Source organism: Streptomyces sp. NPDC087300 (genome assembly GCF_044744425.1).
Classification (GTDB): Bacteria; Actinomycetota; Actinomycetes; order Streptomycetales; family Streptomycetaceae; genus Streptomyces.
On record NZ_JBIUYI010000005.1, the window covers coordinates 833,683 to 857,426 of the forward strand.

At 71.8% G+C, this 23,744-nt stretch carries 26 protein-coding genes; 14 read left to right on the top strand and 12 right to left on the bottom strand.

Translation table 11 applies throughout. From position 1 onward, the window contains the following. The first annotated feature begins 57 nt into the window (after positions 1-57). Positions 58-843 (top strand): class I SAM-dependent methyltransferase, encoded by a 786-nt coding sequence (locus ACIO9J_RS24040; protein ID WP_402003054.1) that lies wholly within the window; start codon positions 58-60, stop codon positions 841-843. Positions 844-889: 46 nt separating this feature from the next. Here ACIO9J_RS24040 and ACIO9J_RS24045 read toward each other — a convergent pair whose 3' ends face one another. Beyond that, on the bottom strand, positions 890-2,083 hold the full coding sequence (locus tag ACIO9J_RS24045; RefSeq protein WP_402003056.1) for an MFS transporter: 1,194 nt from the start codon (positions 2,081-2,083) through the stop codon (positions 890-892). Positions 2,084-2,183: 100 nt separating this feature from the next. Here ACIO9J_RS24045 and ACIO9J_RS24050 point away from each other — a divergent pair, with 100 nt between their 5' ends. After that, on the top strand, positions 2,184-3,269 hold the full coding sequence (locus tag ACIO9J_RS24050) for a DUF5937 family protein (protein ID WP_402003059.1): 1,086 nt from the start codon (positions 2,184-2,186) through the stop codon (positions 3,267-3,269). A gap of 9 nt (positions 3,270-3,278) precedes the next feature. On the opposite strand, the gene ACIO9J_RS24055 is transcribed toward ACIO9J_RS24050, so the two are convergent. Genes ACIO9J_RS24055 through ACIO9J_RS24065 form a run of 3 tightly spaced genes read right to left on the bottom strand, consistent with a single transcriptional unit; the run spans position 3,279 to position 7,134 of the window. Beyond that, positions 3,279-5,099, bottom strand: a complete 1,821-nt coding sequence (locus ACIO9J_RS24055; protein ID WP_402003062.1) for a discoidin domain-containing protein — start codon at positions 5,097-5,099, stop codon at positions 3,279-3,281. Then, positions 5,099-5,899: a Tat pathway signal sequence domain protein gene (locus ACIO9J_RS24060; RefSeq protein WP_402003065.1), complete on the bottom strand. Its 801-nt coding sequence runs from the start codon at positions 5,897-5,899 to the stop codon at positions 5,099-5,101. Before ACIO9J_RS24060 ends, ACIO9J_RS24055 begins: the two co-directional genes overlap by 1 nt. Beyond that, complete coding sequence (locus ACIO9J_RS24065; protein ID WP_402003068.1) at positions 5,896-7,134, bottom strand: glycoside hydrolase family 105 protein; 1,239 nt, start codon at positions 7,132-7,134, stop codon at positions 5,896-5,898. The genes ACIO9J_RS24060 and ACIO9J_RS24065 overlap by 4 nt, the downstream gene beginning before the upstream one ends. A 497-nt stretch (positions 7,135-7,631) precedes the next feature. Here ACIO9J_RS24065 and ACIO9J_RS24070 point away from each other — a divergent pair, with 497 nt between their 5' ends. Genes ACIO9J_RS24070 through ACIO9J_RS24085 form a run of 4 tightly spaced genes read left to right on the top strand, consistent with a single transcriptional unit; the run spans position 7,632 to position 9,691 of the window. Then, a complete protein-coding gene (locus ACIO9J_RS24070; RefSeq protein WP_402003070.1) occupies positions 7,632-8,042 on the top strand; it encodes a VOC family protein in 411 nt (136 codons plus the stop codon). 58 nt (positions 8,043-8,100) lie between these two features. Next, entirely contained in the window at positions 8,101-8,532 is a 432-nt protein-coding gene (locus ACIO9J_RS24075) for a helix-turn-helix domain-containing protein (protein WP_402003072.1), read from the top strand. Between the two features lie 10 nt (positions 8,533-8,542). After that, positions 8,543-9,178 (top strand): glyoxalase, encoded by a 636-nt coding sequence (locus tag ACIO9J_RS24080; protein WP_402003075.1) that lies wholly within the window; start codon positions 8,543-8,545, stop codon positions 9,176-9,178. Between the two features lie 57 nt (positions 9,179-9,235). Next, positions 9,236-9,691: a pyridoxamine 5'-phosphate oxidase family protein gene (locus ACIO9J_RS24085; RefSeq protein ID WP_402003078.1), complete on the top strand. Its 456-nt coding sequence runs from the start codon at positions 9,236-9,238 to the stop codon at positions 9,689-9,691. Positions 9,692-9,715: 24 nt separating this feature from the next. Here the strand turns inward: ACIO9J_RS24085 and ACIO9J_RS24090 are convergent, their stop codons facing one another. Continuing rightward, complete coding sequence (locus tag ACIO9J_RS24090; RefSeq protein WP_402003081.1) at positions 9,716-10,489, bottom strand: SDR family NAD(P)-dependent oxidoreductase; 774 nt, start codon at positions 10,487-10,489, stop codon at positions 9,716-9,718. 99 nt (positions 10,490-10,588) lie between these two features. Here ACIO9J_RS24090 and ACIO9J_RS24095 point away from each other — a divergent pair, with 99 nt between their 5' ends. Continuing rightward, a complete protein-coding gene (locus ACIO9J_RS24095; RefSeq protein WP_402003084.1) occupies positions 10,589-12,442 on the top strand; it encodes an SMI1/KNR4 family protein in 1,854 nt (617 codons plus the stop codon). Further along, positions 12,439-12,561: a hypothetical protein gene (locus ACIO9J_RS24100; RefSeq protein WP_402003087.1), complete on the top strand. Its 123-nt coding sequence runs from the start codon at positions 12,439-12,441 to the stop codon at positions 12,559-12,561. The genes ACIO9J_RS24095 and ACIO9J_RS24100 overlap by 4 nt, the downstream gene beginning before the upstream one ends. Before the next feature lie 12 nt (positions 12,562-12,573). Here the strand turns inward: ACIO9J_RS24100 and ACIO9J_RS24105 are convergent, their stop codons facing one another. Continuing rightward, positions 12,574-14,106, bottom strand: coding sequence for a GMC family oxidoreductase (locus tag ACIO9J_RS24105; protein WP_402003090.1), 1,533 nt, complete (start codon positions 14,104-14,106; stop codon positions 12,574-12,576). A gap of 201 nt (positions 14,107-14,307) precedes the next feature. Here ACIO9J_RS24105 and ACIO9J_RS24110 point away from each other — a divergent pair, with 201 nt between their 5' ends. After that, positions 14,308-14,619, top strand: coding sequence for a cupin domain-containing protein (locus tag ACIO9J_RS24110; RefSeq protein ID WP_402003093.1), 312 nt, complete (start codon positions 14,308-14,310; stop codon positions 14,617-14,619). A gap of 43 nt (positions 14,620-14,662) precedes the next feature. On the opposite strand, the gene ACIO9J_RS24115 is transcribed toward ACIO9J_RS24110, so the two are convergent. Then, positions 14,663-15,325, bottom strand: coding sequence for a pyridoxamine 5'-phosphate oxidase family protein (locus ACIO9J_RS24115; RefSeq protein WP_402003096.1), 663 nt, complete (start codon positions 15,323-15,325; stop codon positions 14,663-14,665). Positions 15,326-15,484: 159 nt separating this feature from the next. Here ACIO9J_RS24115 and trpS point away from each other — a divergent pair, with 159 nt between their 5' ends. From trpS to ACIO9J_RS24130, 3 genes are all read left to right on the top strand, one after another. Beyond that, on the top strand, positions 15,485-16,648 hold the full coding sequence (gene trpS / locus ACIO9J_RS24120; RefSeq protein WP_402003098.1) for a tryptophan--tRNA ligase: 1,164 nt from the start codon (positions 15,485-15,487) through the stop codon (positions 16,646-16,648). 148 nt (positions 16,649-16,796) lie between these two features. Then, the gene (locus ACIO9J_RS24125; protein WP_402003101.1) at positions 16,797-16,961 is read left to right on the top strand and encodes a DUF5993 family protein; all 165 of its coding nucleotides are present in this window, start codon (positions 16,797-16,799) and stop codon (positions 16,959-16,961) included. Between the two features lies 1 nt (position 16,962). Beyond that, positions 16,963-17,598, top strand: a complete 636-nt coding sequence (locus tag ACIO9J_RS24130; RefSeq protein ID WP_402003104.1) for a disulfide bond formation protein B — start codon at positions 16,963-16,965, stop codon at positions 17,596-17,598. Between the two features lie 85 nt (positions 17,599-17,683). Here the strand turns inward: ACIO9J_RS24130 and ACIO9J_RS24135 are convergent, their stop codons facing one another. After that, on the bottom strand, positions 17,684-18,526 hold the full coding sequence (locus tag ACIO9J_RS24135; protein WP_402003107.1) for a methyltransferase domain-containing protein: 843 nt from the start codon (positions 18,524-18,526) through the stop codon (positions 17,684-17,686). A 269-nt stretch (positions 18,527-18,795) separates the two neighbouring features. Between ACIO9J_RS24135 and ACIO9J_RS24140 the strand changes: the two genes are divergently transcribed. Continuing rightward, a complete protein-coding gene (locus ACIO9J_RS24140) occupies positions 18,796-20,019 on the top strand; it encodes a glycosyltransferase (protein ID WP_402003621.1) in 1,224 nt (407 codons plus the stop codon). A gap of 33 nt (positions 20,020-20,052) precedes the next feature. On the opposite strand, the gene ACIO9J_RS24145 is transcribed toward ACIO9J_RS24140, so the two are convergent. From ACIO9J_RS24145 to ACIO9J_RS24155, 3 genes are all read right to left on the bottom strand, one after another. Beyond that, positions 20,053-20,541, bottom strand: a complete 489-nt coding sequence (locus ACIO9J_RS24145) for a DinB family protein (protein ID WP_402003110.1) — start codon at positions 20,539-20,541, stop codon at positions 20,053-20,055. Positions 20,542-20,612: 71 nt separating this feature from the next. Continuing rightward, complete coding sequence (locus ACIO9J_RS24150; RefSeq protein ID WP_402003113.1) at positions 20,613-21,239, bottom strand: SAM-dependent methyltransferase; 627 nt, start codon at positions 21,237-21,239, stop codon at positions 20,613-20,615. Between the two features lie 132 nt (positions 21,240-21,371). Beyond that, positions 21,372-21,989 carry a TetR/AcrR family transcriptional regulator gene (locus ACIO9J_RS24155; protein WP_402003116.1) on the bottom strand — a complete coding sequence of 206 codons (618 nt, stop codon included), beginning with the start codon at positions 21,987-21,989 and terminating at the stop codon, positions 21,372-21,374. A 230-nt stretch (positions 21,990-22,219) separates the two neighbouring features. Between ACIO9J_RS24155 and ACIO9J_RS24160 the strand changes: the two genes are divergently transcribed. Further along, a complete protein-coding gene (locus ACIO9J_RS24160; RefSeq protein ID WP_402003119.1) occupies positions 22,220-23,365 on the top strand; it encodes an FAD-dependent oxidoreductase in 1,146 nt (381 codons plus the stop codon). Here ACIO9J_RS24160 and ACIO9J_RS24165 read toward each other — a convergent pair. Next, positions 23,362-23,709, bottom strand: coding sequence for a VOC family protein (locus ACIO9J_RS24165; RefSeq protein ID WP_402003122.1), 348 nt, complete (start codon positions 23,707-23,709; stop codon positions 23,362-23,364). The two genes, ACIO9J_RS24160 and ACIO9J_RS24165, sit on opposite strands and share 4 nt — an antisense overlap. Positions 23,710-23,744: the final 35 nt, after the last annotated feature.

Consider the following 23,744-nt stretch of genomic DNA (forward strand, 5'->3'; position numbering starts at 1 on the left):
CACCGACCCGTACCGAATCGCCCCGCACCGCGCCCACCCGGATCGAGGGAGCTCGCCATGGCCGCCGCGCCCCACGCCCCCGCCACCCCGCACATCGCCGTCGACTCGACCGGGCCCGCGACTGTCGACGGCCGCTACATCCGGGCGCTGACCTTCCAGTCCGTACGTCTCGACTATCTCCGCCGCGTCCTCGCGGAGCTGTCCCTCGCGCCGGTCGGCAGCCGGGCGCTCGTCGTCGGCAGTGGGCGTGGTCTGCCCGCCCGGGGGCTCGCCCGGCTCGGCTTCGAAGTCGTCGCCGCTGATCCCTCGCCCGCCGCCACGGCCCTGGCCCGGGACGCGGACGACGGGCTCGGACTGACGTATCTGACGACCCCCGCGGAGCAACTGGCCCTGCCGGAACGCTCCTTCGATCTCGTGTACTGCGCCGACACCCTGGAGATCACCGAACGGCCCGGCGCGGTCCTCGCGGAGGCGGCACGGGTGCTGCGCCCCGGCGGTGTCTTCGTCTACGACACGGTGAACCGCACCTCCGTATCGCGCCTCATCTACCTGGGCGCCTTCCAGATGTTCCCTGGGACGCGGATCATGCCCCGCGGCCGCTACGCCGCCCGTCGGCTGCGCCGGCCCGCGGAGGTCGCGGCGGCCCTGCGCCGGGCCGGTCTCTCCCCGCGCGATGTCTCGGCGTTCAAGCCGCGCGACGTACGCGCTCTGGTGCGTGCGACGCGCGGGCGCAGGCGCGGCACGGTGAGCGACGGGCAACTGCCCGCTCTGGTCGACATGGTGCTCGAACCGGAGGGCAGTCCGGTGGTCACGTATCTGGGGTACGCGGTCCGCCGGACCTGATGGCTGCCCCTCACGTACCGCGCCTCCAACCAGCCGTGGATACACCTCAGTTGGCGACGACCGCGGCAGACAGGAGCGTCGCGGCGGCGAGGCTGCCCCAGAGGGCGGTCGGCCCGTGCGGTGCGAGAGCGGTGATGGCCGCGGGGGAGACGGCGAGACCGAAGCCGGTGGAGAGTTCGAAGCGGGCCAGGGTGCGTCCCAGGGCGTGTGGCGGGGCGAGATGGGTGACCAGCGCGGTGGCGCTGCCCGCGTAGACGATCTCGCCGATGGTGCACAGGACCGACACCGCGGCGACGGCGGGCGCGCCCCAGCCGTGGCCCAGCGAGGTGGCCGCGAGGAACCCCAGGTAGGACGCGGTGAGTAGCAGTCCTGCCAGCGCGAGCACGGTCCGGCGCGGATAGCGGGACAGCGCGACGGTCACCGGGACCTGGAGGGTGACCACCAGCACCGTGTTCGCCACGAAGACGGCCGCCGACCACACCGGGGACGCGTCCAGCTGTGTCACCAGGATCAGCGGGAGCGCGATCTCGGGGACGTTGAGGCAGAAGACGTAGACCACGTTGGCGGCGAGCAGCGCGCGCATCCGGGGCGCGGGCCCCTCGCCACCGCCCTGGGCGTGCGATGCCGGGGGCACCGCCGGATCCGCGTACAGGTGTACCGACCAGGCGAGCGCCGCCGCGGCGAGATAGGCGAGCCCGGTGACGGCGGCCAGCGCCTGCAACGCGGCGGAGCCACCGGCGAGGGCCGCGGTCGCGATGAGCGCGCCGACGCCGAGACCCGCGTTGCGCAGGGCGCGGCCGCCCGCGAGCGCGGCGTCGCGCTCCCGGCCGTGGGCGACCGTCGACACCAGCGCCGCGTGGGCGGCGGGCCACGCCTGGTTGCCGATGCCGAGGAACAGCGCCGCCGTCCCGAACAGCCAGGCGCTCCCCGTCGGCGTGGCGAGGAGCAGCGCCACGCCGAGGACGCGCACCAGCATCGACGCCGCCACGACCGTGCTGCGCGCGCCCCGGTCGAGCCACCACCCCACCGCCGGCATGCAGACCAGACCCGCGACGATGCCGGCCGTCATGGCGATGCCGGTGGCCGGTGCGGACAGCTTCAGGACCGTCACTCCGTAGAGCAGCAGGAAGGGCCGCAGCAGGCCGGTGCCCAGTGCGTCCACGGCCAGGGCGACGGCGTAGCGGGGGCCTCCGGAGGCGCGGACCAGGGCGTTGGGCCGGATCTTGGTGGTGGTTGCCATGGCGACCACGGTGTGGTCGGCAGCCGGTATCGCCGCCTCGGTTGACGGTCTCCGTCAACCGAGGTGCGGAGTCGTCAACGCCGTCGGTGATGATGAGCGGATGACGTTGAGGATCGACATCGGCGGGCTGTTGTCGGAGCGGCTGCGGTTCGCCGCTTCGCCGCTGGCCGAACTGACCGCGATGCTGCACGTGCTCGCCGAGCCCGGACACCATCCGCGGCACGCCGACTGGGCGGGCGAGGTCTGGGCCGGACTGGGCGACGACCTGGCCGAGCGGCTGCGCGAGTCGGAGTTCCTCTGGCGCTCCTCGCAGGCCGACTTCCTGATCCCCGCCCGGCCCCGGCCGACCCTCGCCGAAGAGCTCGACGACGTGGACCGGATCGACGACGAGGCCTATGTGACCGCGGCCCTCGTCACCACCTGCGGCGGTGACCGGGGACCCTTCACCGCCGGGTCGCCGCTCACCGACGCGGCCGCGCGCGAGCGCGCCCTCGATCTGGCGCAGGCCCGCGGCGCACGGCAGGAGGCCTTCGCGGAACGGCTGCTCGCGGACCCGGCCGCCGTACGGACCCGGGTCCGCCGCACCCTCGAACAGTGCGCCGACGCCTTCTTCGACGCCGCCTGGGCGGACGTCGCCGTGGAGCTTGCCACCGATCTGCGCCTCAAGAACGACCTGCTGAAGCGGCAGGGCGTCGCAGCGGCGCTGACGGCCGTCTCCAGCGCGATCACGCTGGCACCGGACGGCGACTGCATCGTCGTGGACAAGCTCCAGGACAAGGCGACCGCCGCCCGCGCCGGCGCGGGCACCTTCATCCCCAGCGTCTTCGGCCGACCGCACCTGCTGGCCGTCCACGCACCCGGCTGGCACCCGGTGATCCAGTACCCGGTGGCCGAGCCGGGCCCCGCGGAGCCGGTGTCCCTGGAGACGGTCACGCTGCGGCTCGAGGCGCTCGCCCATCCCGTACGGCTGCGGCTGCTGCGCACCCTGGCCCGCGGCCCGCACACCACCGGCGAACTCGCCCACGTGTGGCAGCTCTCCCTGCCGGAGGTCTCCCGCCACCTGTCCGTCCTGCGCCGCGCGGGCCTGCTCGCACCCCGGCAACCGGGCCGCTACGTCCGGCACACCCTCAGCCTGCCGGACGTCACGTCGCTGGGCACGGACCTGCTGGCGGCGGTGCTGCGCTGAGCCGGGCGCCTAACGCGACCCCCGGCCCGCGTGCGGCACGTCCGCCCGCGCGCCGTTCGCGTACGCCCCGCCGAGCCACGCCTCGTCCACCCTGAGCCGCTCGTACCGGTCCGGGTCCGTCGCGGCCGCATGGGTGTCGAGCACCTCCAGTCGTACGTGGCGTGCCGTCGTCGCCGGGATGTCGATCATCGCCACCCCGCGGTGGCTCGGCAGGGTGCCGGTTTTCACCGGGTCGCCCCAGTGGGTGCCGTCCGCGCTGACGTAGACGCGGTAGCCCCGGATGCGGGCCGACTGTTCGGTGTCGGATCGTGCGTAACTCACCGAATCCTCGCGCTGGTTGATCCCGATGTACCGCACGCGCCTTGCCGTGCCGAGGCCGAAGCTCAGGGACACCGGGGTCTTCCGGTCGCTGTCCCAGTAGGTGGCGTAGTCGCCGTCCGCCGCTGCCGCCGCGCCGTGACCGCTCGCCGACGCGCTCGCGCTCATCGTGTACGAGGTGGCGGGAATGATGCCCTGACGGCCCGCGGTGGTGACCTTGAGGACGGTGTCGTACGGATCCCAGTCACGCAGGCCCGTCAGGGTCAGGGTGCCGCCGGACTGACGGTACGAAATGGCTTTCCCCGTACGGAGGTTGGTGACCGAAGCGACCCGGTAGCCGTTGTCACGCACCTTCATGGTGGTGGTGGACGGTGGGGTGAGGACGTGCAGATAGTGGCGGTCGGGGTCGTTCCTGGCGATGGTCGTCACGCCGTGCGCGCCGTCGTTCCAGAAGCCGGGCTTCAGGCCGCCGTGCAGATAGCCGCCGCCCTCGACGCCGTACAAGGACTCGCCGATGCGGTCCAGATAGCCGGCGGCGAAGTCGTTGAACTCCTGCTGTCGGGACGGGAATCTGCCGTTCAGTATCGCCGTCTCGGCCATGAGCGCCTTCACCGACGAGCCCGCGTTGGTGACGAGCCGCCCGAGCGTGAGCTTGCGGTCCACCTCCGGATCGGAACCCGTGTACCACCAGGAGCCGGTGGAGGGCAGCTTGAAGTCCGCCTCCACGAGCCGGGGCGCGGCGGTGTACACGGCCTGCGGGTAGTCGTAGGGCGGGGACATGCCGGTCTTCTGTTCGTTGCTGACCATGTCCATGATCGGGGTGTCCTCGTTGTTGTTGCTCAGCGTGTAGTCGGGTCGCTCCTCGTAGATCTTCCGGTAGAGGTCGTGCTGCTCCCAGTACGCGTTGTCGTTGTCGATCCAGAAACCTCCGAGGTCCGGATAGCGGTCCATGACCTCGAAGAACTGGTCGTACGAGAACTCCCCGAATCCTTCGCGCGTGCTCAGGTCGACCTCGCGGCCCTTGTGGGCGGAGTAGGCCGCGGAGTCCAGCCACTCGTGGCCGCCCTCGTCGTGCCACTTCGGGTCGTCGGTCATGTAGAGGATCGTCTTGAGGCCCTTGGCCCCGGCGGCCGCGATCAGTTCGCCGAGGAAGTCGCGCTTCGTCGCGCAACTGCCGGGGATCCTGGAGGGCCATGGCCTCGCGTAGCCGAGCCTGCTGTGGAACGTGGCGAGCACGAGGTACTGCGCGTGCAGCTTCTGCGCCTCGCGCACCCAGTGGTCGGCGCTCCATCCGCCCTCGGTGACGTCCCGCTCCCACGCCTCGCAACTGGTGTGGGACGGCGCGGTGCGCAGCCCCCAGTGCAGGAAGAGCCCCGCGGTGGAGGCGCGCAGGAAGTCCTGGCGCGGGTGGACCACGTCGGCCCCCGCGGGTGCCGGCAGCGCGAGGGCGCCGAGCAGTAGCGCGAGCACGGTCGTCAGAACCGCCGGTGGGCGGCGTCGCTGGGCGCGCATCAGGCGAGTTGGTAGGCGCGCGGATCGGTCAGGAGCATGTGGCAGTCCTGGAGGGAGCCCGAACTGTCGCCCAGGGAACGGTAGATGCCCCACTTGGGCCGCACCCGGTCCGCGAGGAAGGTGTCGATGCCGGTCCGCGACGTGTCGACGAGCGTCGTGCCGCCGCTCTTGAGGATCCAGCGGATCGACCCCGACGAGCCGTTGCCGATCTTCATCTGGAAGTCGACGTCCGTCCAGGCGTCGTGCAGCGGCGCCAGCGCGGTACGCCCGATGACCAGGCCCGAGGTGAACAGCTGCAACTCGATGGTCTGCACGCCGTCGACCCGCCGCAGCGACTGCACCACGATCGGCGAGCTGCCCTGACCCGGCTGCTTCATCTGCATGATGTGCGTGAAGGAGGTGGTGGCCTTCAAGGAGCTCGGCAGGAACATCTTGTACGTCAGCCGCCACGTCTGGCCCGGCAGCCAGCGCAGATACGAGTCGCCCTTGCGGCAGCCCGTGACCTCCTGGCGCTGCCGGTCGGTCGAGGTGTCCCGGTCCACCATGTGCATGTTGAAGCGCCAGTTGGCGCCCTCGGTGCGGATGTGCGGCTGCCCCGCGGTGTGCGAGTCGGCCCGGTCGTCCTCGACCGTCTCCCAGGCCCGCATCCCGTCGCCGCCCGCCGTCGGGGACCAGCGCAACTGCCAGCTCGCGGCGGGCGCGGCCGCACCCGCCGACGCGGCGAGCGCGCTCCCCGGCAGCGCCGCGGCGGCCGCACCGCCGAGCGCGGCTCCCAGCACGGTCCTCCTGGACGTGTTCATCTGCCCCTGCCTTCCGCCGAGTTGGTGGCCCTGAGCTGCTCGTTCATGATCAGAAAGGCGCCGAGGCCGTGGAAGTCGTTGGTCGCTCGTTCGCGGCCGGTGTAGTACGCGTAGTCCCCGACGTTGGTCCCGACGGAGATCTCCGCGAGGTTCGTGCGCCCGTCGTCGCCGAGCGAGATGCGGTCGAGCACACCCGCGTATCCCCGCCGGGCCACGTCCGCGTAATGGGCGTCGACGTAGCCCTGTTGGGCGCCGCGTGAGAGGGCGTAGGTGAACATGCTGGAGCAGGACGTCTCGGTCCAGTTGCCGGGGCGCGTCCCCTTGTCGATCACCTGGAACCAGCGCCCGGTGGCCGGGTCCTGATACCGCTCCAGGGCGGCGGCGAGGCGCGTCAGGACGGTCCGCAGCCGGGCCCGCCGTGGGTGGTCGGCCGGGATCGCGTCGAGCACGTTCACCAGCGCCATCGAGTACCAGCCGACGGCCCGGCACCAGGACTCGGGCGCCCGCCCGGTGTCCTTGTCGGCCCAGCTCGACGCCCGCGACTCGTCGTAGGCGTGCCGCAGGAGCCCGCCGGGAACCTGCAAATGGGTTCCGTAGACGTCCAGTTGCCCGGCGGCCTCGTCCTGCGTGTACGTGGTGTCGCCGAACTCCTCGCCGTACTCGACGAGGAACGGATTGACCATGTAGACGCCGTCGGCCCACAGTTGACGGGCGCGGGAGGCCGACGTGGCGTGCCAGAATCCGCCGTCGGCCGTGCGGGGATAGGTCTTCAGACGGTCGCGGATCTTGCGGGCCGCGATCCGGTAGCGGTCCTGCCCGGTCTCGTGGTGCAGGATCGTCAGGAGCCGGCCCGCCTGCATGCTGTCCAGGTTGTTGAAGCTCTGCCCGATGGACCCGTCAGCGCCGACGAAGCGGTCCACGTACTCCTTGATGAACGTCAAGTACCGCTTTTCGTGCGTGCGTTGATAGGTGAGGTACTGGCCGTAGAGGTAGAGCCCGACCGGGTACGACCAGCCGCCGATGCTGGTGGGTGTGTGGCGGGCGAGGGTCGAATCGGCCATGGCGGTGGACCAGTCCGTGGCGCTGTTGTTCAGAGATGCGGACACGGGCTCGGTCCACACGTCAGGGGCGCGGCCCGCGGGCGGGTTCCCGGCCGCGGCACCGTACAGCAGGGTGCCGACCAGTGCGCCGGTCGTGAACAGCGCGGATGTCCTCCGCGCTTTCCAGAGGTGCATGAGCTGATACCTGCCTTCGTGGGGGCGAGGGGGTCAGGCGTCGCGTGACGGAATCCGGGCACGGGGGAGAAGCGCGGTGGACTTCCTGCGTCGTTCAGATCCGTGTCCTGGATTCAGTGACGTGCATAAGAGTTGCGCCATGACGGGACACGGTCAACGGCCTCGACGGAAAACGTCGGAGCACTATCCCGCCAATCTGCGAGCACCGGATCCACGAGGGCTTCGCGGGACCCGTTACGGGCGAGCCGGCCCGCCGATCTCCCTACTTCCTGATCCCGCCCGATTCGAGAAGCCGCGGCAGGGGGCCGCGTCTAGGGCTTGTCCGATGGGTCGGCGCGGCGGCGCGGCGTCGCGGCGTCTGGCACGCACGCTCGCCGCGTTGCCGAAATGTCCTAGTAGCTCCGCTACGAGAACATCCCGGCGCCTTGCGATCGCACGCACCAGACGCCGCTCCTTGCTCCACGCCGACCCATCGGACAGGCTCTAGCATCATCGGCATGGACATCACCATTCACACGACCGCCCTGCCGCACGACGACCCGGACGCCTCCCTGGCGTTCTACCGGGACGTACTCGGCTTCGAGGTCCGCAGCGACGTCGGCCAGGGCAGGATGCGCTGGATCACGGTCGGCCCCGCCGGGCAGCCCGGCACGTCCATCCTCCTCGCGCCACCGGCCGCCGACCCGGGCATCACCGAGGACGAGCGCCGCACCATCGCCGAGATGATGGCCAAGGGCACCTACGGCTGGATCCTGCTGGCCACCCACGACCTCGACGGCGTCTTCCAGAAGGTCAGGGCGGGCGACACCGAGGTCGTCCAGGAGCCCACCGACCAGCCGTACGGCATCCGCGACTGTGCCCTCCGCGACCCGGCGGGCAACATGGTCCGCATCCAGGAAGTGAGCTGAGCCGTCCGAGCGACGGTACGGAGCCGTCCGACCGACGGCAGGGGGAAGGGGCTCTTCCATGTGTCAACCCTCGTGGGGACGCGCACGCGTCGAGGCGCAGCACCTCGGCGATCTCGCGCGGCTGCGCCGCGTGCGGGACCGGATCGACCGTGAGTACCGGCGGCCGCTGGACATCGGGGCGCTCGCCCGTGCGGCCGGCCTGCCCGCCGGGCACCTGGGCCGTCAGTTCCGGCTGGCGTACGGCCTGGCGCCGCACACGTATCTGATGACGCGCCGCATCGAACACGCGACGGAGCTGCTGCGCCGGGGAGAGCTGAGCGTGACCGAGGTCTGCGCCGCCGTCGGCGCCCCGTCCCTCGACACGTTCAGCGCCTGCTTCACCGAGTTGGTCGGCGTGCCGCCCGGCGACTACCGGCAGCGCGTGACGGCCGCCGCGGCCGAACCCCATCGGTCAGGAATGGAGAAGCACCCCTCAGGGGCCCGCGCCTAGCGTGAGGGACATGGCAACCATCGCATCCATCACCCTTGACGTGGCCGACCGCACGGCCGCCGACCGCTTCCACGCCGAGGCCTTCGGCCTGGACTCACGGATCCGCACGCGGGCCTCGCAGGACCCCACGAGCGGCTTCCGCGGGTTCATGCTGGCGCTCACGGTGTCCCAGCCGTCCACGGTCGACAGCCTCATCGACAGCGCCCTGACCGCCGGTGCCACGACCCTGAAGCCCGCGTCGAAGTCGCTCTGGGGCTACGGCGGTGTGGTGCGGGCCCCGGACGGAGCCGTCTGGAAGGTCGCGACGTCGGCGAAGAAGAACACCGGACCCGCCACCCGGCGGATCGACGAGTTCGTGCTCCTGCTCGGCGTGGCGGACGTGGCCGCGAGCAAGCGGTTCTACGTCGGGCGCGGCCTCACCGTGGCGAAGAGCTACGGGCGTACGTACGCGGAGTTCGACGCCGGGACCGGACCCGTGAAGCTGGCGCTGTACCGGCGCCGCGCCCTGGCCAAGGACGTCGGGGTCGCACCCGACGGCACGGGATCGCCCCGCTTCGCGATCGACGGCGACACCGGCGCCTTCACCGACCCGGACGGATTCTCCTGGCAGAGCGCGGCGTCGCTGCCGCTGACGCCCTCGTCCTGACCCGAACTCGCTCCCGCTCCAGTTCTCCATCACCGACCGACCGGAGGAAACAGCACCATGACGGACGCAGCGCCACGCGGCCTCGACGAACGGCTGCGGGACACCCGCGCGCGACTGGAGAGCGACATCGACCTCTGGGTCGCGACGACGGGCTCCCCGGGCGGTGCCCACCTCGTCCCGCTCTCGTACCTCTGGGACGGCACCGCGCTTCTCGTCTCGACGCCGCGCGCCTCCGTCACCGGCCGCAATCTCCTCGCGGACGGCCGGGTGCGGCTCAGCCTCGGGCCGACCCGCGACGTCGTCATCGTCGACGGCGTCGCGGAGCCGGTGGACATCGCCGCACTCGGCGACGGGACGGGCGACGAGTTCGCGAGCAGGACCGGATTCGACCCTCGTGAACTCGACGAGCCCTACCAGTACTTCAGGATCACGCCGCGACGCGTCCAGGCCTGGCGGGAGGCGGACGAACTGCGCGGGCGCGACCTCATGCGCGACGGCCGCTGGCTCGGCTGACCCGCGCCGCCGCCCGGCCTCGGGTCAGAACATGCGCGGCTGACCGCTGGACGCGCGCAGGCCGCCGTCCACCGGAATGTGGGCGCCGTTGACGAAACTCGCGTCCTCGCTGGCCAAGAAGGCGATGACGGACGCGACCTCGGACGGTTCGGCGGCGCGCCCCATGGCGATCCGCTCCTCGAACGCGCCGAGCATCTCCGCGTTGTCGGTGACGAAAGAGGCCACCGAGGTGCGCGTCAGGCTCGGGTGCACGGCGTTGACCCGTACGCCGTCGCGGGCATGGTCGAGGGCCATGGCATTGGTCAGATTGACCACGGCACCCTTGGCGCTGTTGTAGGCGGCCATGCCCCAGTCCGCGCCGAGCCCGGACACCGAGCCGACGTTGACTATGCAGCCGCCGACCCGGCGCAGATGGGGGAGAGCGGCGCGCGAGGCGAAGAAGACACCGTCGACATCGGCGTCGAAGACCTGGCGCCAGGACGCCGTGTCGAGCTGCTCGACGGTGCCGGGAACCGCGATGGCGGCATTGTTGACCAGCACGTCGAGGCGGCCGAAATCCTCGACGACCGAGGCGATCAGCGCGTTGACCGCGGCCTCGTCGGAGACGTCGGTGACGCGCGGCACGACGGTCGACCCGGCGGCCGCTTCGGCGGCGGCCCGCTTCAGTTTGTCCTCGGAGCGCCCGACGGAGATCACCGTCGCCCCTTCCCGCCCGAACCGGTCCACGGTCGCCGCTCCGATGCCGGAACCGCCGCCGGTGACCACGACGACGCGGTCGGTGAATCGGCTCTCACTCATGTCAACTCCCCAGTGTCGTAAGCGATTCCGCAAGGATCGCAGCAAGAGCCTCCGTCGGGGTCGCGATCGAATGTCAGTGCCGGATGTCACGATGGCGCCATGACGATCTTCGAGTGGGGGCCGCTCCTGAAGCGGTGGAGCGAGGAGTGGCTGGAAGCGCTGGCCGCGGAGGATCCCGAGGAGTTCGACGAACTCGACGAGGACATGGTCCGCGACCGCTGGCTGGGCTTCGCCCCGGCCGATCCGGCAGACATCGCGGCTCTGGAGGAACGGCTCGGGCAAGAGGGGACGCCGGAGCCGTTGCCGCCGTCCCTGCGCTCCTTCCTCCAGACATCGGACGGCTGGCGCCACGCGGGCGGCTTCGTCTACCTGTTGGCAGGAGCGGGCGACATCGGGCGGTACGGAGATCCGTACGACTTCGGGCGGTCCTACGAAGCCGCCCTGGGCGCGGAGCCGACCGAGGAGGAGGTGCGCCGGGCCGGCATGTGGCGCAGGGCGGTGCAGCTGTCGGTCGATTCGGACATGACGGATGTGCTCCTCGACCCGGGCGACGTGGACGCGGACGGGGAGTGGGCGGTGTACGTCTACCACGGCTGGAGCGGCGAACCGCCAGACCGGTACGCATCGTTCCGCGCCTTCATGGAGGACATGTACAAGCAGTTCTACAGCCTGGGCGGCGGTCACGAAGGCTTCGAGAACGCGGTGACGCGTGACCTGGACGCCAAGGTGGAGGAGGCCAGGATCGCCTGCCTCGGCGGCGAATTGGACCAGGCGCTCGCCGTCCTCGGTGAGGCGGGGGAGCTCGGCAGGCCGCGTGCGGGTCTGCTGTCGGCGCAGCTGCGGGCCCTGCTCGAAGGCGGCGGCTGGGTCCCGGTGGACCCGCGCATGGACGATCCCTTGTACGCGGGCGAGGTCCTGCCCCTGAAGGTGCGCGACCACCTGCGCCATCGCAGCTGGGACGACTCCTCCGTGCTCGGCCCGACCAACGAGGACTACGCGAAGGACCGTGAACGCGCCAGGACCGTCCTGGAACAGATCAGAGAGCGCACCTACGCGTACGCCGCGCCCGGCCCCTTCGGCGACGCGGTCAAGGAGGCCAGGGAGCTGGCCCGTTGGGGCGACACGGACGGCGCCTGGCGGGTGCTGATGGCGGCGGTGCCGCGGTGGGAGCCGTACGAGGAGGACCACGTGGCGCCGTTCGGGCTGCTCGGGGATCCGCTGCTCGGTCCGCTGGTCACGCCGGAACGTGGCCGACAGCTGCTGATGACGCCCCGGGCCGGCCAGGTCAAGTCGGCGTCCACGCTCATGGCCGCCAGCGTCATCGAGGAGGAGGCGGCACGGGACGGACTCGGGTGGCTGGCCCACCGGGACCCCAAGGGAGAGGCGCGCAGGAACGCCTACCGGTTCGTCCTCGTGGAAGGCGTACGGCCCGAAGAACTGGCGGAGCGGTTCGGCACGGGGCCGCTGGAGCCCCCGGCGGGCGAGAGCGAGCTCTGGAGCCTTCAGTTCGCCGGCCAGCAGAAGCGCTACGGCCCCACGGCCCGCATCGGCGCCTGCGACGGCTGGAGCTTCGCCTTCGACTCGACACACCGGCCACGCTTCGACGTGGCGGCCCCGCCGGCGAACCCCGGCGCGGAGCTGTCGCGCGGCACCCGCGCCCTGACCGTGCGGTGGGCACCTGGCCTGTTCCACTTCGCCTGCGCCGAGGGCGGTGCGCGGCGGTACGCCTTCACGGTCCACGAGGCCGAGCGCCACCGCACAGGCACAATCCCCGACGCGCTCGACCCCGACCGCCTGTTCCCGGACCCGTTGGGCCCCACCGTCGACCGCACGGACGAGAGAGCCGCGCTGGACGCGATAGCGGCGGCCTTCGACGTCTCCCTGCCCCGCTTCGCCCTGGACCACGGCAGGCTCCCGACGCTCCCGACGCGGCCCTGGACCACGACCGCGTGAATGAGCGGGGCACCGCGTACGGCTCCCGCGGCTTCGTGATCGGCGCGCTGACCGGCGAGGTCGTACGCCGCGCGACGGGGCGCTCGACCCCGCCTCCTCCGGCCTGGCCACCGGCATAGAGGAAGATAGACCTACGAGCCCCCGCGCGCCGAGCGGATCAGGTCCACGGCCTTCTCCGCGATCATGACGGTGGCGGCGTTCGTGTTGACCGAGACGATCGTCGGCATCACCGACGCGTCCACCACCCGCAGGCCCTGGACCCCGTGCACGGTCAGGTCGGGTGCGACCACCGCATCGGGGCCCGTGCCCATGGCGCAGGTGCCGACGGCGTGGAAGTACGGGCCGACGGCCGCGGCGACGTAGGCGCGCAGCGCGGCCTCGTCGGTGACGTCGGCGCCGGGCAGCACCTCGTGTGCGCCCCACGGGGCGAAGGGAGGCGTCGCCGTGAGTTCCCTGGCCATCGCGATGCCCTGGAGCAGGCGGCGCATGTCGGCTTCCTCGCCCAGGTAGCCGGGGTCGATCAGCGCCGGGTCGTCGGGGTGCGGCCCGCTCAGCCGCACCGAGCCCCGGCTCTCGGGGACGGTGGCCACCGCGAGCGTGAATCCGTTGTCCGGCGGCGGCATCGTCGGCGGGTGGTACGGGACGTGGATGCAGAGGAGTTGTAGATCGGGGCTCTGCGCGGCGGCTTCGGCGCGCCACAGCAGGGACGTCTCGGCGAGGCTGGTCTGCGCGGGCGGCAGGGGACGGTCGGCGGCGAAGACCACGGGGCACAGCGGGTGGTCGTGCAGATTGCGTCCGACGCCGGGCAGTTCGTGCCGTACCCGTATGCCATGGCGCCGCAGCTCGTCGGTGGGGCCGATGCCGGAGAGCAGCAGCAGCCGGGGCGAGTCGACGGCCCCGCAGCTGACGATCACCTCGGCCGCCGCGCGGATCGTGCGTACGGCGCCGTCCTGCTCCAACTCCACGCCCGTGCACCGGCTGTCGTCATCGACGAGCAGCCGCAGCGCACGCGACGCGGTCGCCACGGTGAGGTGGGGCCTGCTGTCCCTGACCGGGTGCAGATAGGCGTGCGCGGTGCTCTGCCGGGCGCCGTCGACGATGTTCAAGTCGTGCCAGCCCGCGCCCTCTTGATCGCGGCCGTTGAAGTCGTCGGTGAGCGCGTGCCCGACCGCGGCCGCCGCGTCGAGGAACGCCTGGGACAACGGATGGCCGCTCTCCCGGGCGGTCGCGGGTCGCAAAGGTCCCTCCGTTCCGCGGAACTTCGGGTCCTCGCCCTCGACGCTCTCCATCCGCTGGAAGTACGGCAGCACGCCCTCGAACCCCCACCCCGTGCAGCCCCGCTCCTCCCAGCGGTCGAAGTCGGCGCGGTGGCCGCGCAGATGGATGAGCCCGTTGATGGCGCCCGATCCGCCCAGCGTCCGCCCCCTGGGGAAGGCCCTCGCCGCCCCGTCGGCGCCGGTCTGCGGGACCGTGGTGTAGCCGTGGTCGACCTCGGTGCCCTGGAGCGTGGGCCAGGCCATCGGGATGCCGATCTCCGCCCGGCCGTCCTCCCCGCCCGCCTCGATCAGGAGGACCGAACTCCGTCCGTCCTCGGACAGCCTGGCCGCCAGCACACAGCCGGCCGACCCGGCGCCCACCACGATGTAGTCGTACTCCTCGGACATCTCTGCCTCTCTCGTACGGCAGTTGGTGCATCGGACCGGACCTCCGATTGTGGTGGAGGGCTGCTGCCGAGGTCCCAGGAACCTCAGAAGTCCATGCGTTTCCCGCTACGCCGGGTGAGGTTTTACCGAACGGTCGACCAGTGGCGTGCCGCCCCGCCGTACGGTCGTCCCATTCCTTGATCACGAGCAGGAGGCCATGCCATGAACCCCATCGACGTACCTGACCGGGCCGCACGCATCGGCGACGCCTGGAGCTCGTCGGTGCTCGGCCGGGTCGGCCGCGCCGAGGTGAAGGTCCTGCGGATGGACGGCCGCACCCTGCCCCTGGAAGCGCACGACACCGCGGAAGCGCTGTTCGTCGTGGACGGGACGCTGCGACTGATCGCGGACGGCGCCGAGGTCGACGTGCGCGCGGGAGAGATGTACGTGGTGGAGGCGGGGGTCGCACACGCCGTGCGCCCCGGCAGTACGGGCACGCTTGTCATCGTCGAGCAGGGCGGACCCGTGGCCTAGCCGGGGCGCGTGGCTCTTGGGGCCTTGCGGTGGTCCAGGCGGGTCAGCCGTTGTGCTGGATGCCCCGCAAGGCCGACGTGTCGGGCGCCGGGAAGCGGGCGCCGGTGAGGGCGTCGGGGACGGGGGTGCCCGGGGTGACGTTGAAGGGGATCGTCCCGGCCCACGCCTCGACGCCGTCGTCCTTGGGTTCGTCCCTGGCGAAGCCGCTGCGGGTCTTGAGGGAGAACTCCTCGATGGGCAGGGCGAGTACGGCCGTGTAGGCGGCCTCGTCCGTACTGGGACGGCGGGCCGCACGCGCGCCGGACAGGCGGCCGGGAACGATGCCCTCCACGATCTGCCCGAGCAGTTCGGCCCGTTCCTCGTGGTCCTCGATGCCGGTGGCCCGGCCGAAGACCATGACGGAGCGGTACGCGCCGGAGTGGTGCGAGGCCGCACGGCCGAGGATCAGACCGTCGAACAGGGTCACCGTCACGCACACCTCGACCCCGGACGCGGCCTCGGTCATGAACCGGCCGTACGCCGAGCCGTGCAGCAGCAGCCGGTCCCCGTCGCGTACGTGCAGGGTCGGGAGCACCACGGGGCCCTCGTCGGTGGCGAGGCCGACATGGGCGACAAGTGCCTGGTCGAGGACGGCGTAGGCGGCCTCGCGGTCGTAGGAGAGCCGCTCGGGGTAGCGCTTGCCGGTGGTGCGCGTGGTGGGGGGCATGGCCCTCACCGTAGGACGGCGACCGGGTTCGGGCGCGCTGCGTCGGCCGAGCGGCTGATGTCGGGGCGGCGGCGGTCGGGTCACGCCCCCGCGACCGTTATGCCGTGTATATGCCGGTTACTGTGGCGCCGAACGGTGAGCGCGAGGCGGGAGAGACCCATGGCAGGCGACTTGGCGGACGGCGAGCCCCGACCCCACGACGACAGGCCCCGACCCCACGCGGACGCGGGATCGGGAACGGGATCGGGATCGGGATCGGGGGACGCTCCCGCGGTCAGCAAGGCCGACGTGGCGGCGGCCCTGCGCCGAGGCGCCGAACTGGAGAAGGAGATCGCGGCCGACCCCGCCCGCTTCCGGGTCCTGACCGGGGACCGGCCGACGGGACGCCTGCACCTGGGGCACTACTTCGGCACCCTGCGCGGCCGCGTGGAACTCCAGGACCGGGGCGTGGACACCCTGGTCCTGATCGCCGACTACCAGGTCCTCACCGACCGGGACATCGCCGAACACCTGACGGAACGCGTCGAGGACCTCGTCCTCGACTACCTGGCGGCCGGGATCGACCCCGAGCGCACGACCGTCTTCGCGCACAGCGCGGTACCGGCCCTGAACCAGCTGCTGCTGCCGTTCCTGTCCCTGGTCTCCGTCGCCGAGCTGCGCCGCAACCCCACGGTGAAGGACGAGATCGCGCACTCGCGGCAGGCCGCCGTGTCCGGACTGATGTTCACGTATCCGGTGCACCAGGCCGCCGACATCCTGTTCTGCAAGGCCGGCCTGGTGCCGGTCGGACAGGACCAGTTGCCGCACCTGGAGGTCACACGCACCGTCGCGCGCCGTTTCAACGACCGCTACGGACCCGTCTTCCCCCAGCCGGACGCGCTGCTGTCGTCGGCGCCGCTGCTCCTGGGCACCGACGGCACCAAGATGAGCAAGTCGCGGGGCAACGCCATCACCCTGGCGGCCACCGCAGACGAGACCGCCCGCCTGATCAAGGGCGCCAAGACGGACGCCGAACGCCACGTCACCTACGACCCGGAAGGGCGCCCGGAAGTATCGAGCCTGGTCCTGCTGGCCGCGCTGTGCCAGGGGCGCGACCCGCGCCAGGTGGCCGCCGAGATCGGCGACGGGGGAGCGGCAGCCCTCAAGCGCACCGTGACGGAAGCGGTCAACGACCACCTCGCGCCGCTGCGCGCCCGAAGGGCCGAACTCGCCGAGGACCGCGCCCACATCCGCAAGGTGCTCCAGGCCGGGAACGAGAAGGCCTGCACGATCGCCGACGCGACCCTGGACGAGGTGCGGGCCGCGATGGGGACGTCGTACTGACGATCTTCCCAGCCCAGCCCAGCCCGGCCCGCGCCCGGTCCTGAGGTCGCGGCACCGAGCCTCGCTTGCGCCATGCGGAGGTACCGGCCGGGGACCGCATGCGCGGCGCCTTGGTGGCGGTGACGGGCCGTCAGTACGGACCGCGGTCATGGACACCATCATCTTCGCGGGCCTGCTGGCCACGCTCGTGGCGATCTGGCAGGACCGGTCCAGAGGCATGGTGCTCGGCGCCTGGGCGCTCGTGATCCTCCTGGTCGCCGTGCTCCTCAACCACCACGTCACCAGCGGGCTCGGGCTGGGGCTGAGCTACTGACATGGCCCACACCACGACTCCCACCGCTGCCACGGACCGCCTGCCCGCGGTGCTCGGACAGGTCCAGTTCTGGTTCGCCTGCTTCTTCGCCGTCGGCTGGACCGGCATCGTCTGCGCGGGCCTCGGCGTGCAGTTCGTCGGCTGGGACTACCCCTGCCCGCTCTGCATGATCCAGCGGATGTTCATGCTCCTCGCCGCGCTCGGCGCCTGCTGGATCGTGCGGCGCGGCATGACGGGCACCGTCACCGGCCGGGACTACATGCTGGGCTGGGGCCTCGCCCTGGTCGCGGTGATCGGCGGCTCGTTCACGGCCTGGCGCCAGACCATGCTGCACATCCTGCCGGGCGACAAGGGCTACGGTGCGCCGGTCCTCGGCCTGCACATGTACGTCTGGGCGTGGATCCTGTTCCAGGCCTCGGTGGTCGCGGTTGGCCTCGTCATGGCGCTCGCCCACGTCACCGCGGACCGTACGATCGCCCCCTCGCCGCAGCGCGCGATCGCCCGCGTCGTCCTCGGATTCGTCGGGCTGATCATCGCCGTCAACCTCGTCGCCGTCTTCCTGGAAGAAGGCTTCCACTGGTTCCTGCCGGACGACCCGACGCGCTACCAGTTCTTCTACGACATCGGAGTGCTCTGACCGGCACGGCTCCTGACCCTTCGCCAGGGGCGGCGGCCGGGGCGCCCACGGGCCCGGCCGCCGCCACGGCGGGCGTCAGCCGCCGTCAGCCACGGCGGCCGTGGAAGATCCCCCACCTGAAGTGGCCCTTGCGGCAGGCGGCCGCCGTCTGGGGCAGGCTCGTCCTCAGCCGGTCGACATAGCCGGCGCTGACGGCGCCGGTCAGCCCCGGCGCCGCCGCGAGGACCTCTTCGGTGAGGCGTTCGTAGTGGGTCAGCATGTGGTCGCTGAGATCGTCGAAGTCGACGTCAGCGTAGGCGAGTTCCTTGAGCTGCTTGACGTAGAACGCCGCCGTGGCGAAGTCGGTCAGGCGCAGGCGTTCGGCCGCCGGGCGCACCTCGTCGTCGGGCGCGTCCTCGGCGGCCATGAGGTCGGTGAAGACCAGGTGGCCGCCGGGCTTGAGCACGCGCCGCGCCTCCCGCAGGACTCCGGTCCGGTCACCGCTGTGGCACAGGGCCTCCTGGGACCAGACGACGTCGAACTTCCCGTCGGGGGCGGGGATGTCCTGGAAGGAACCGGTCACCACTTCGATACGGTCGTCGAGGCCGCGCTCGGCGTTGAGTTCACGGTGCCGGGCGTTCTGGACCTCGCTGATGTTCAGGGCCACCACATGGCAGTCGAATCCCCCGGCCAGCCTGCGGGCCGCGCCTCCGTAGCCCGACCCCATGTCCAGGACGGTGCTCCCCGCGCCGAGCGCGTCCCCCACCTTCGCGGCCATCCGTTCGACGGTCCGGCCCGCGGCGGAACCGATCGCTTCGTGCGGGTCCGTGTACACCCCGACGTGGATGTCCTCACCGCCCCACGTCTGCGAGTAGAAGCCGTCGATGTCATCGGTGTCGTAGTAGGCGCGTGCCACATCCGTGGCGTGCGTCGCGTTCTCCTCAGTCATGGGGCATTCCTCGGCAGACCGGGCCCGGCACAAACGCGCCTTCAGGACACAAGCGGAGCCGTTCATTCGGTGCTGCTGGCCGGAACCGAGAGGCTCACACGCCGGAACCGAGAGGCTCACACGCCGGAACCGAGAGGCTCACACGGCGGTCGCTATCGCGCCCCTCCACTTTCAACCTATAGCCCACCGGGGGGCTTGCGGCAAGGCCCCACCTCTCCGTCAAGATGGTCGGCCGAAGCCAGGACCTGCGGAAAATGAGGATGCACGAGATGCGTGTGGTGTTGTCGGCGTGGGGATCACGCGGGGACGTCGAACCGCTTGCGGCGCTCGCGGTGCGGCTGCGGGAACTCGGCGCAGAGGCACGGGTGTGCGCGCCGCCGGACGAGGAGTTCGCGACGCTGCTCGCGGGCGTCGGCGTCGAGCACGTACCGTTCGGCCCCTCGGTGCGCTCGGTGGTGACGGGCGAGCGGCCGCCGACACGCGAGGACGCCTTCCGGCTCGCGCCCGAACTGGTCGCCGCGCGGTTCGCCACGCTCGGCACGGCGGCGAAGGGGTGCGACGCGATCCTCGCGACGGGCCTGATGCCGGCGGGCGCGCGGGACGTGGCCGAGAAGCTGGGCATCCGCTACGTGCTCGCCTGCTTCCATCCGTTCGGACTCCCGTCCCCGTACTTCCGTCCGGGCGCGCGGCCCGGCACCCCGTCCCCGAGCGACGAGAGCGACCTCAAGGTGCTCTGGGAACAGGACGGACAGCGGGTGAACGCGCTGTACGGCGATGCGTTGAACCGGCACCGGGCGGAGATCGGCCTGCCGCCGGTCGACAGCGTCCGCGACCACGTCCTGACCGACCGGGCCTGGCTGGCCGCGGACCCGCTCCTCGGCCCGTGGCAGGACCTGACCCACCTCGACCTCGTCCAGACAGGAGCGTGGCTCCTGCCGGACGGACGCCCGCTCCCGGCCGTGTTGGAGACGTTCCTGGCCGCGGGCGAACCGCCGGTGTACGTGGGCTTCGGCAGCATGGCGATGCGCACATCGCAGGACGTCGCCCGGGTGACCGTCGAGGCGATCCGCGCGCAGGGCCGCCGCGCCGTCCTCTCCCGCGGCTGGGCCGACCTCTCCCTGACCGACGGCGCGGACGACTGCCTGGTCGTCGGCGAGGTCAACCATCGGGCGCTCTTTCCCCGGGTGGCCGCCGTGGTGCACCACGGCGGCGCGGGCACCACGACGGCGGCCGCCCTCGCGGGTGCTCCGCAGGTGCTCGTCCCACAGATCGCGGACCAGCCGCACTGGGCCGCCAGGGTGGCCGAACTGGGCATCGGCGCCGCCCACGAGGGCCCGACCCCGACACTCGACTCCCTGTCGGCGGCGCTCAGGACGGCCCTGACACCGGAGATCCAGGCGCGGGCGAAAACGGTGTCCGGCACGATCCGCACCGACGGCGCGACGGTGGCCGCGCGGATGCTGCTCGACGAGGTCGGCAGCGCGGCGCAGTAGACGTCGGCCGCGTGCCACGGGGCCGCCGGTGGATCAGCGCCCGGTGGAGCCGTCGATGAGTTCGCGGAGGATGTCGGCGTGGCCCGCGTGGCGGCCCGTCTCCTCGATCATGTGGGCAAGTGCCCAGCGGACGCTCGGAGATGAGCCGGGGCGTCCGGGGCGGGGGAGAGGCGCGCCGAGGTCGGTGCAGGCGTCGAGGGCCTTGTTCGCGCGGTCGACGGTGTCCCGGTAGCGGGCGACCACATCGGCGACGCTGTCCTGCGGGGCCCGGAAGGTCGCCTGCCAGTCACCGACCGTCTCGCCGAGGAACGTCGCGCTCTCCACGGCCGTCAGATGGTGGAGCAGGCCGAGCAGGGTCGTGCCCGAGGCCACCGCAGACGTCCGGGCCTCAGGGTCCGGGGCGCCCTCCACCTTCGAGGCGATGGAGGCGCGCAGATAGTCGAGGAAGCTGCGTAGGACGTCGCCTTCGTCGTTCGCGGTGCGGGGCGGCGGGCTGTCCTTGCGGCGGGCGGGGGTGGGCACGGCGGTCTCCTTGTCCGGTAAGTCCTGAGGTGCGTGTGCCGGTGTTCGCGCGGGTGTGTGCGGGGTCGGCATCACGCCGTGCGGCGTACGAGAAGGACGTGGTCGACGACCTCGGCGGTGCTGCCGTCGGGGCCGACCGCGGTGCGGGTCGGCGCGTCCGCCCGCTCGATCTCCCACAGTCCGGGCGCGAGGTCGAGCAGCGCGGCGACCTCCTGCGGCGTCGCGTACCGCACGTCCGGGTCCTGGTTCCACGACCACGGCGCCGTCGATCCGTGGTCGACGACCAGGAGGCGTCCGCCCGGCCGCAGCAGAGCGGCGGCGGCGTTGAGTACGGGCGTCCTGTCCTGCTCGTAGGGGGTCTGGAAGTAGTGCGCGGTGACCAGGTCGAGATGGAGATCGGGCAGCGCGTCCCGGGCGTCGTGCGGCACGGCGGTGATCCGGTCGCTCAGGCCGCGTGCGCGGGCCTTCTCGGTGAGCGCCGCGGTCGCCACGGCCGAGACGTCGAGGGCGGTGACCTGCCAGCCCTGCTCCGCGAGCCACAGCGCGTCGCCGCCACCGCCGCAGCCGAGGTCCAGCGCGTCTCCCGGCGGGAGTGCGGTGACCGTCTCGACGAGGCGGGCGTTCGGCCGCGGGTCGGCGGGCGCGGGCCGGTCCGTGTACACGGTGTCCCAGAACCTTGCCGCTTCGGCGCTCTCCATGGCGTGCCTTCCCCTCGATGTGCCGCCGGTTTCGCCCGGCGTCCGTGGGGCCAGTCTCAGTCGATGTGCCGGAAAGAGCATCGTTCGTTGCCGGTTCGGCAAACGCGGCTCCCGGTCGAGGGGCGCGGCCCTTCAGCCTGACGTACCGCGCCAGCCGTTCTCCAGCAGGTCGAAGGCGCGCGTGACCGCCCGGCGGGGATCGTCGTGGCTGTGGACCGCGTGGGGAGCCGCCAGGGCGAAGTGGGCCAGCGCGGCGCAGGCGGGGTCGTCGGCGGGCAGGCCGCTCTCCTCGGCGACGACCCGCGCCAGGGCGTCGGCGTGGCGCAGCCACATGGCCTGGAGGTAGTCGCGCAGGGCCGGGGTGGCGCCGACCAGGCCGGCGAAGGAGGCGAAGCGGGGGTCGTCGTCCGCCGAGGCCATGCGGTAGCTCAGCGCGTGGTCGCGCAGCGCCGCGGGGATCGACTGTCCGGCGGGCCGCTCGCGTACGGCGCCGAGCAGCCGTTCCTCCTGCTCGGCGTCCTCGTCGAAGACCAGGGCTTCCTTGACCGGGAAGTGCTTGAACAGCGTGGTGGTGGACACGTCGGCGGCGTCCGCGATCTCCCGGATGCCGACGTCGTCGTACCCGCGCTCCAGGAACAGGCGTAGGGCGGCGTCGGCGATGGCCTGGCGGGTGGCGGCCTTCTTGCGCTCCCGGCGGCCGATGGGCGGTGACGGAGCGCTCGTCGCGGAGTCGGCCTCGGTATCGGTCATGGCGACAGCGTACCTCTGAGTTGAGCGGATAACTAAGGTGGGCGAATTACTAAGGTGAGCAGATCTAAAAGTGCAACTGTTGCACTTAGTGGGTTGGTGTGCTCTTCTGGAGTGGCGGCCTGAGGCGCCGGCCCGGCAGCACGTCGCTCGCTCGGGTCGGTCCTCCTTCGCCTCCGTCGTGCTCCCTCTCTCCACTCCCTTCCTCCCTCCTCCGAAAGGGGCGATCAGCCATGTCCTCTCCCGAACCCCGCATCGCCGTCATCGGCGCCGGCCCCGGCGGCCTGATCTGCGCGCGCATCCTCCAGCAGCACGGCATCGCCGTGACCGTCCATGACCTGGACGCCTCCGGGACCGCCCGCGACCAGGGCGGCACCCTCGACATGCATCCGCAGTCCGGTCAACACGCCCTGCGCGAGGCCGGGTTGCTCGACGATTTCCTCGCCTTGTCCCGGCCCGAGGGTCAGCAGATGCGGGTGGCGGACGGCGAAGGCCGGATCCTGTTCGACGCGGTCCCGCCCGAGGCCGACACCGCCGAGGGCAATCCCGAGATCGACCGCGGCCAACTGCGCGCCCTCCTCCTGGAGTCGCTCAAGCCCGGCACCGTGCGCTGGGACCACAAGCTCAGCCGCGTCGAGCCCCTCGGCGACGGCACCCACCGTCTGCACTTCGCCGACGGCACCACGTCCGACGCCGACCTCGTCGTCGGCGCGGACGGCGCCTGGTCCAAGGTCCGCCGCGCGCTGTCCGACGCGGTGCCCGGCTACACCGGTGTCACCTTCGTCGAGACCGGCTTCGACAACGCCGACATCCGCCATCCCCGCCTCGCCGAACTCACCGGCGCGGGCACGCTCATGGCCCTCCATGACCGACGGGGCATCGTGGCCCAGCGCAACAGCGACGGACACATCCGCGTCTACATCGCTCTGCGTACGGACGAGGACTGGCACCGGCGGGCCGGGCTCGACCTCACCGACACCGGCGCCGTACGCGATGCCCTCCTGCGTGAATTCACCGGCTGGAGCGGCGAGTTGCTCGGGTTCGTCACCGACACGGATACGGGCTATGTCAACCGACCGCTGTACGCCTTGCCCGTCCCGCACACCTGGACCCACACACCCGGCCTCACCCTCCTCGGCGACGCCGCACACCTGATGTCCCCGTTCTCGGGGATGGGCGCGAACCTCGCCATGCTCGACGGCGCGGACCTGGCGCGGTCCCTCGTCACCCACTCCGACATGGACCGGGCCGTCATCGCCTACGAAGAGGTCCTCCTGCCGCGCTCCGTGGAGGCGGCTGAAGGCGCGGCGGGGGCCATCGACGACGCGTTCGGCCCGGACGGTGCCGCCCGGGTGCTCGCGCACATGACGTCGTGCTAAGAGATAGGGCTCTCGATCAGCGTGACGCGGTTCCCGTCGGGGTCCTGGATCGCGGCGAACCGCACCTGCTGGGAGCCCGGCTGGACCTGACCGGCCGTGATCCCGCGGTCGGCGAGTTCCGCCAGGGCCTTGTCCAGATCGTCCACCACGAGATTGACCAGGGACGATCCGGCGTGCTCGGGCGAGCGGAAGACCTGGAGCCAGGCCGTGGGGGTGATGTGCCAGTCGGCGAGTCCGGGCATCGGTGTCGTGTCCGCCGGCCTGCCGAGCAGCCGCTCGTACCAGGCCACCGATGCTTCGATGTCGCGTACCGGGGCGACCGCGAGCACATGGGTGAAGGACATGATGACGACCTTTCGCCGGGAGTTCCGTCCGTACG

What these genes read in the sequence shown, in the direction of transcription:
- ACIO9J_RS24040 (WP_402003054.1), top strand. Translation starts at nt 58, where the DNA reads ATGGCCGCCGCGCCCCACGCCCCCGCCACCCCGCACATCGCCGTCGAC.
- ACIO9J_RS24045 (WP_402003056.1), bottom strand. Translation starts at nt 2,083, where the DNA reads ATGGCAACCACCACCAAGATCCGGCCCAACGCCCTGGTCCGCGCCTCC.
- ACIO9J_RS24050 (WP_402003059.1), top strand. Translation starts at nt 2,184, where the DNA reads ATGACGTTGAGGATCGACATCGGCGGGCTGTTGTCGGAGCGGCTGCGG.
- ACIO9J_RS24055 (WP_402003062.1), bottom strand. Translation starts at nt 5,099, where the DNA reads ATGCGCGCCCAGCGACGCCGCCCACCGGCGGTTCTGACGACCGTGCTC.
- ACIO9J_RS24060 (WP_402003065.1), bottom strand. Translation starts at nt 5,899, where the DNA reads ATGAACACGTCCAGGAGGACCGTGCTGGGAGCCGCGCTCGGCGGTGCG.
- ACIO9J_RS24065 (WP_402003068.1), bottom strand. Translation starts at nt 7,134, where the DNA reads ATGCACCTCTGGAAAGCGCGGAGGACATCCGCGCTGTTCACGACCGGC.
- ACIO9J_RS24070 (WP_402003070.1), top strand. Translation starts at nt 7,632, where the DNA reads ATGGACATCACCATTCACACGACCGCCCTGCCGCACGACGACCCGGAC.
- ACIO9J_RS24075 (WP_402003072.1), top strand. Translation starts at nt 8,101, where the DNA reads ATGTGTCAACCCTCGTGGGGACGCGCACGCGTCGAGGCGCAGCACCTC.
- ACIO9J_RS24080 (WP_402003075.1), top strand. Translation starts at nt 8,543, where the DNA reads ATGGCAACCATCGCATCCATCACCCTTGACGTGGCCGACCGCACGGCC.
- ACIO9J_RS24085 (WP_402003078.1), top strand. Translation starts at nt 9,236, where the DNA reads ATGACGGACGCAGCGCCACGCGGCCTCGACGAACGGCTGCGGGACACC.
- ACIO9J_RS24090 (WP_402003081.1), bottom strand. Translation starts at nt 10,489, where the DNA reads ATGAGTGAGAGCCGATTCACCGACCGCGTCGTCGTGGTCACCGGCGGC.
- ACIO9J_RS24095 (WP_402003084.1), top strand. Translation starts at nt 10,589, where the DNA reads ATGACGATCTTCGAGTGGGGGCCGCTCCTGAAGCGGTGGAGCGAGGAG.
- ACIO9J_RS24105 (WP_402003090.1), bottom strand. Translation starts at nt 14,106, where the DNA reads ATGTCCGAGGAGTACGACTACATCGTGGTGGGCGCCGGGTCGGCCGGC.
- ACIO9J_RS24110 (WP_402003093.1), top strand. Translation starts at nt 14,308, where the DNA reads ATGAACCCCATCGACGTACCTGACCGGGCCGCACGCATCGGCGACGCC.
- ACIO9J_RS24115 (WP_402003096.1), bottom strand. Translation starts at nt 15,325, where the DNA reads ATGCCCCCCACCACGCGCACCACCGGCAAGCGCTACCCCGAGCGGCTC.
- trpS (WP_402003098.1), top strand. Translation starts at nt 15,485, where the DNA reads ATGGCAGGCGACTTGGCGGACGGCGAGCCCCGACCCCACGACGACAGG.
- ACIO9J_RS24125 (WP_402003101.1), top strand. Translation starts at nt 16,797, where the DNA reads ATGGACACCATCATCTTCGCGGGCCTGCTGGCCACGCTCGTGGCGATC.
- ACIO9J_RS24130 (WP_402003104.1), top strand. Translation starts at nt 16,963, where the DNA reads ATGGCCCACACCACGACTCCCACCGCTGCCACGGACCGCCTGCCCGCG.
- ACIO9J_RS24135 (WP_402003107.1), bottom strand. Translation starts at nt 18,526, where the DNA reads ATGACTGAGGAGAACGCGACGCACGCCACGGATGTGGCACGCGCCTAC.
- ACIO9J_RS24140 (WP_402003621.1), top strand. Translation starts at nt 18,796, where the DNA reads ATGCGTGTGGTGTTGTCGGCGTGGGGATCACGCGGGGACGTCGAACCG.
- ACIO9J_RS24150 (WP_402003113.1), bottom strand. Translation starts at nt 21,239, where the DNA reads ATGGAGAGCGCCGAAGCGGCAAGGTTCTGGGACACCGTGTACACGGAC.
- ACIO9J_RS24155 (WP_402003116.1), bottom strand. Translation starts at nt 21,989, where the DNA reads ATGACCGATACCGAGGCCGACTCCGCGACGAGCGCTCCGTCACCGCCC.
- ACIO9J_RS24160 (WP_402003119.1), top strand. Translation starts at nt 22,220, where the DNA reads ATGTCCTCTCCCGAACCCCGCATCGCCGTCATCGGCGCCGGCCCCGGC.
- ACIO9J_RS24165 (WP_402003122.1), bottom strand. Translation starts at nt 23,709, where the DNA reads ATGTCCTTCACCCATGTGCTCGCGGTCGCCCCGGTACGCGACATCGAA.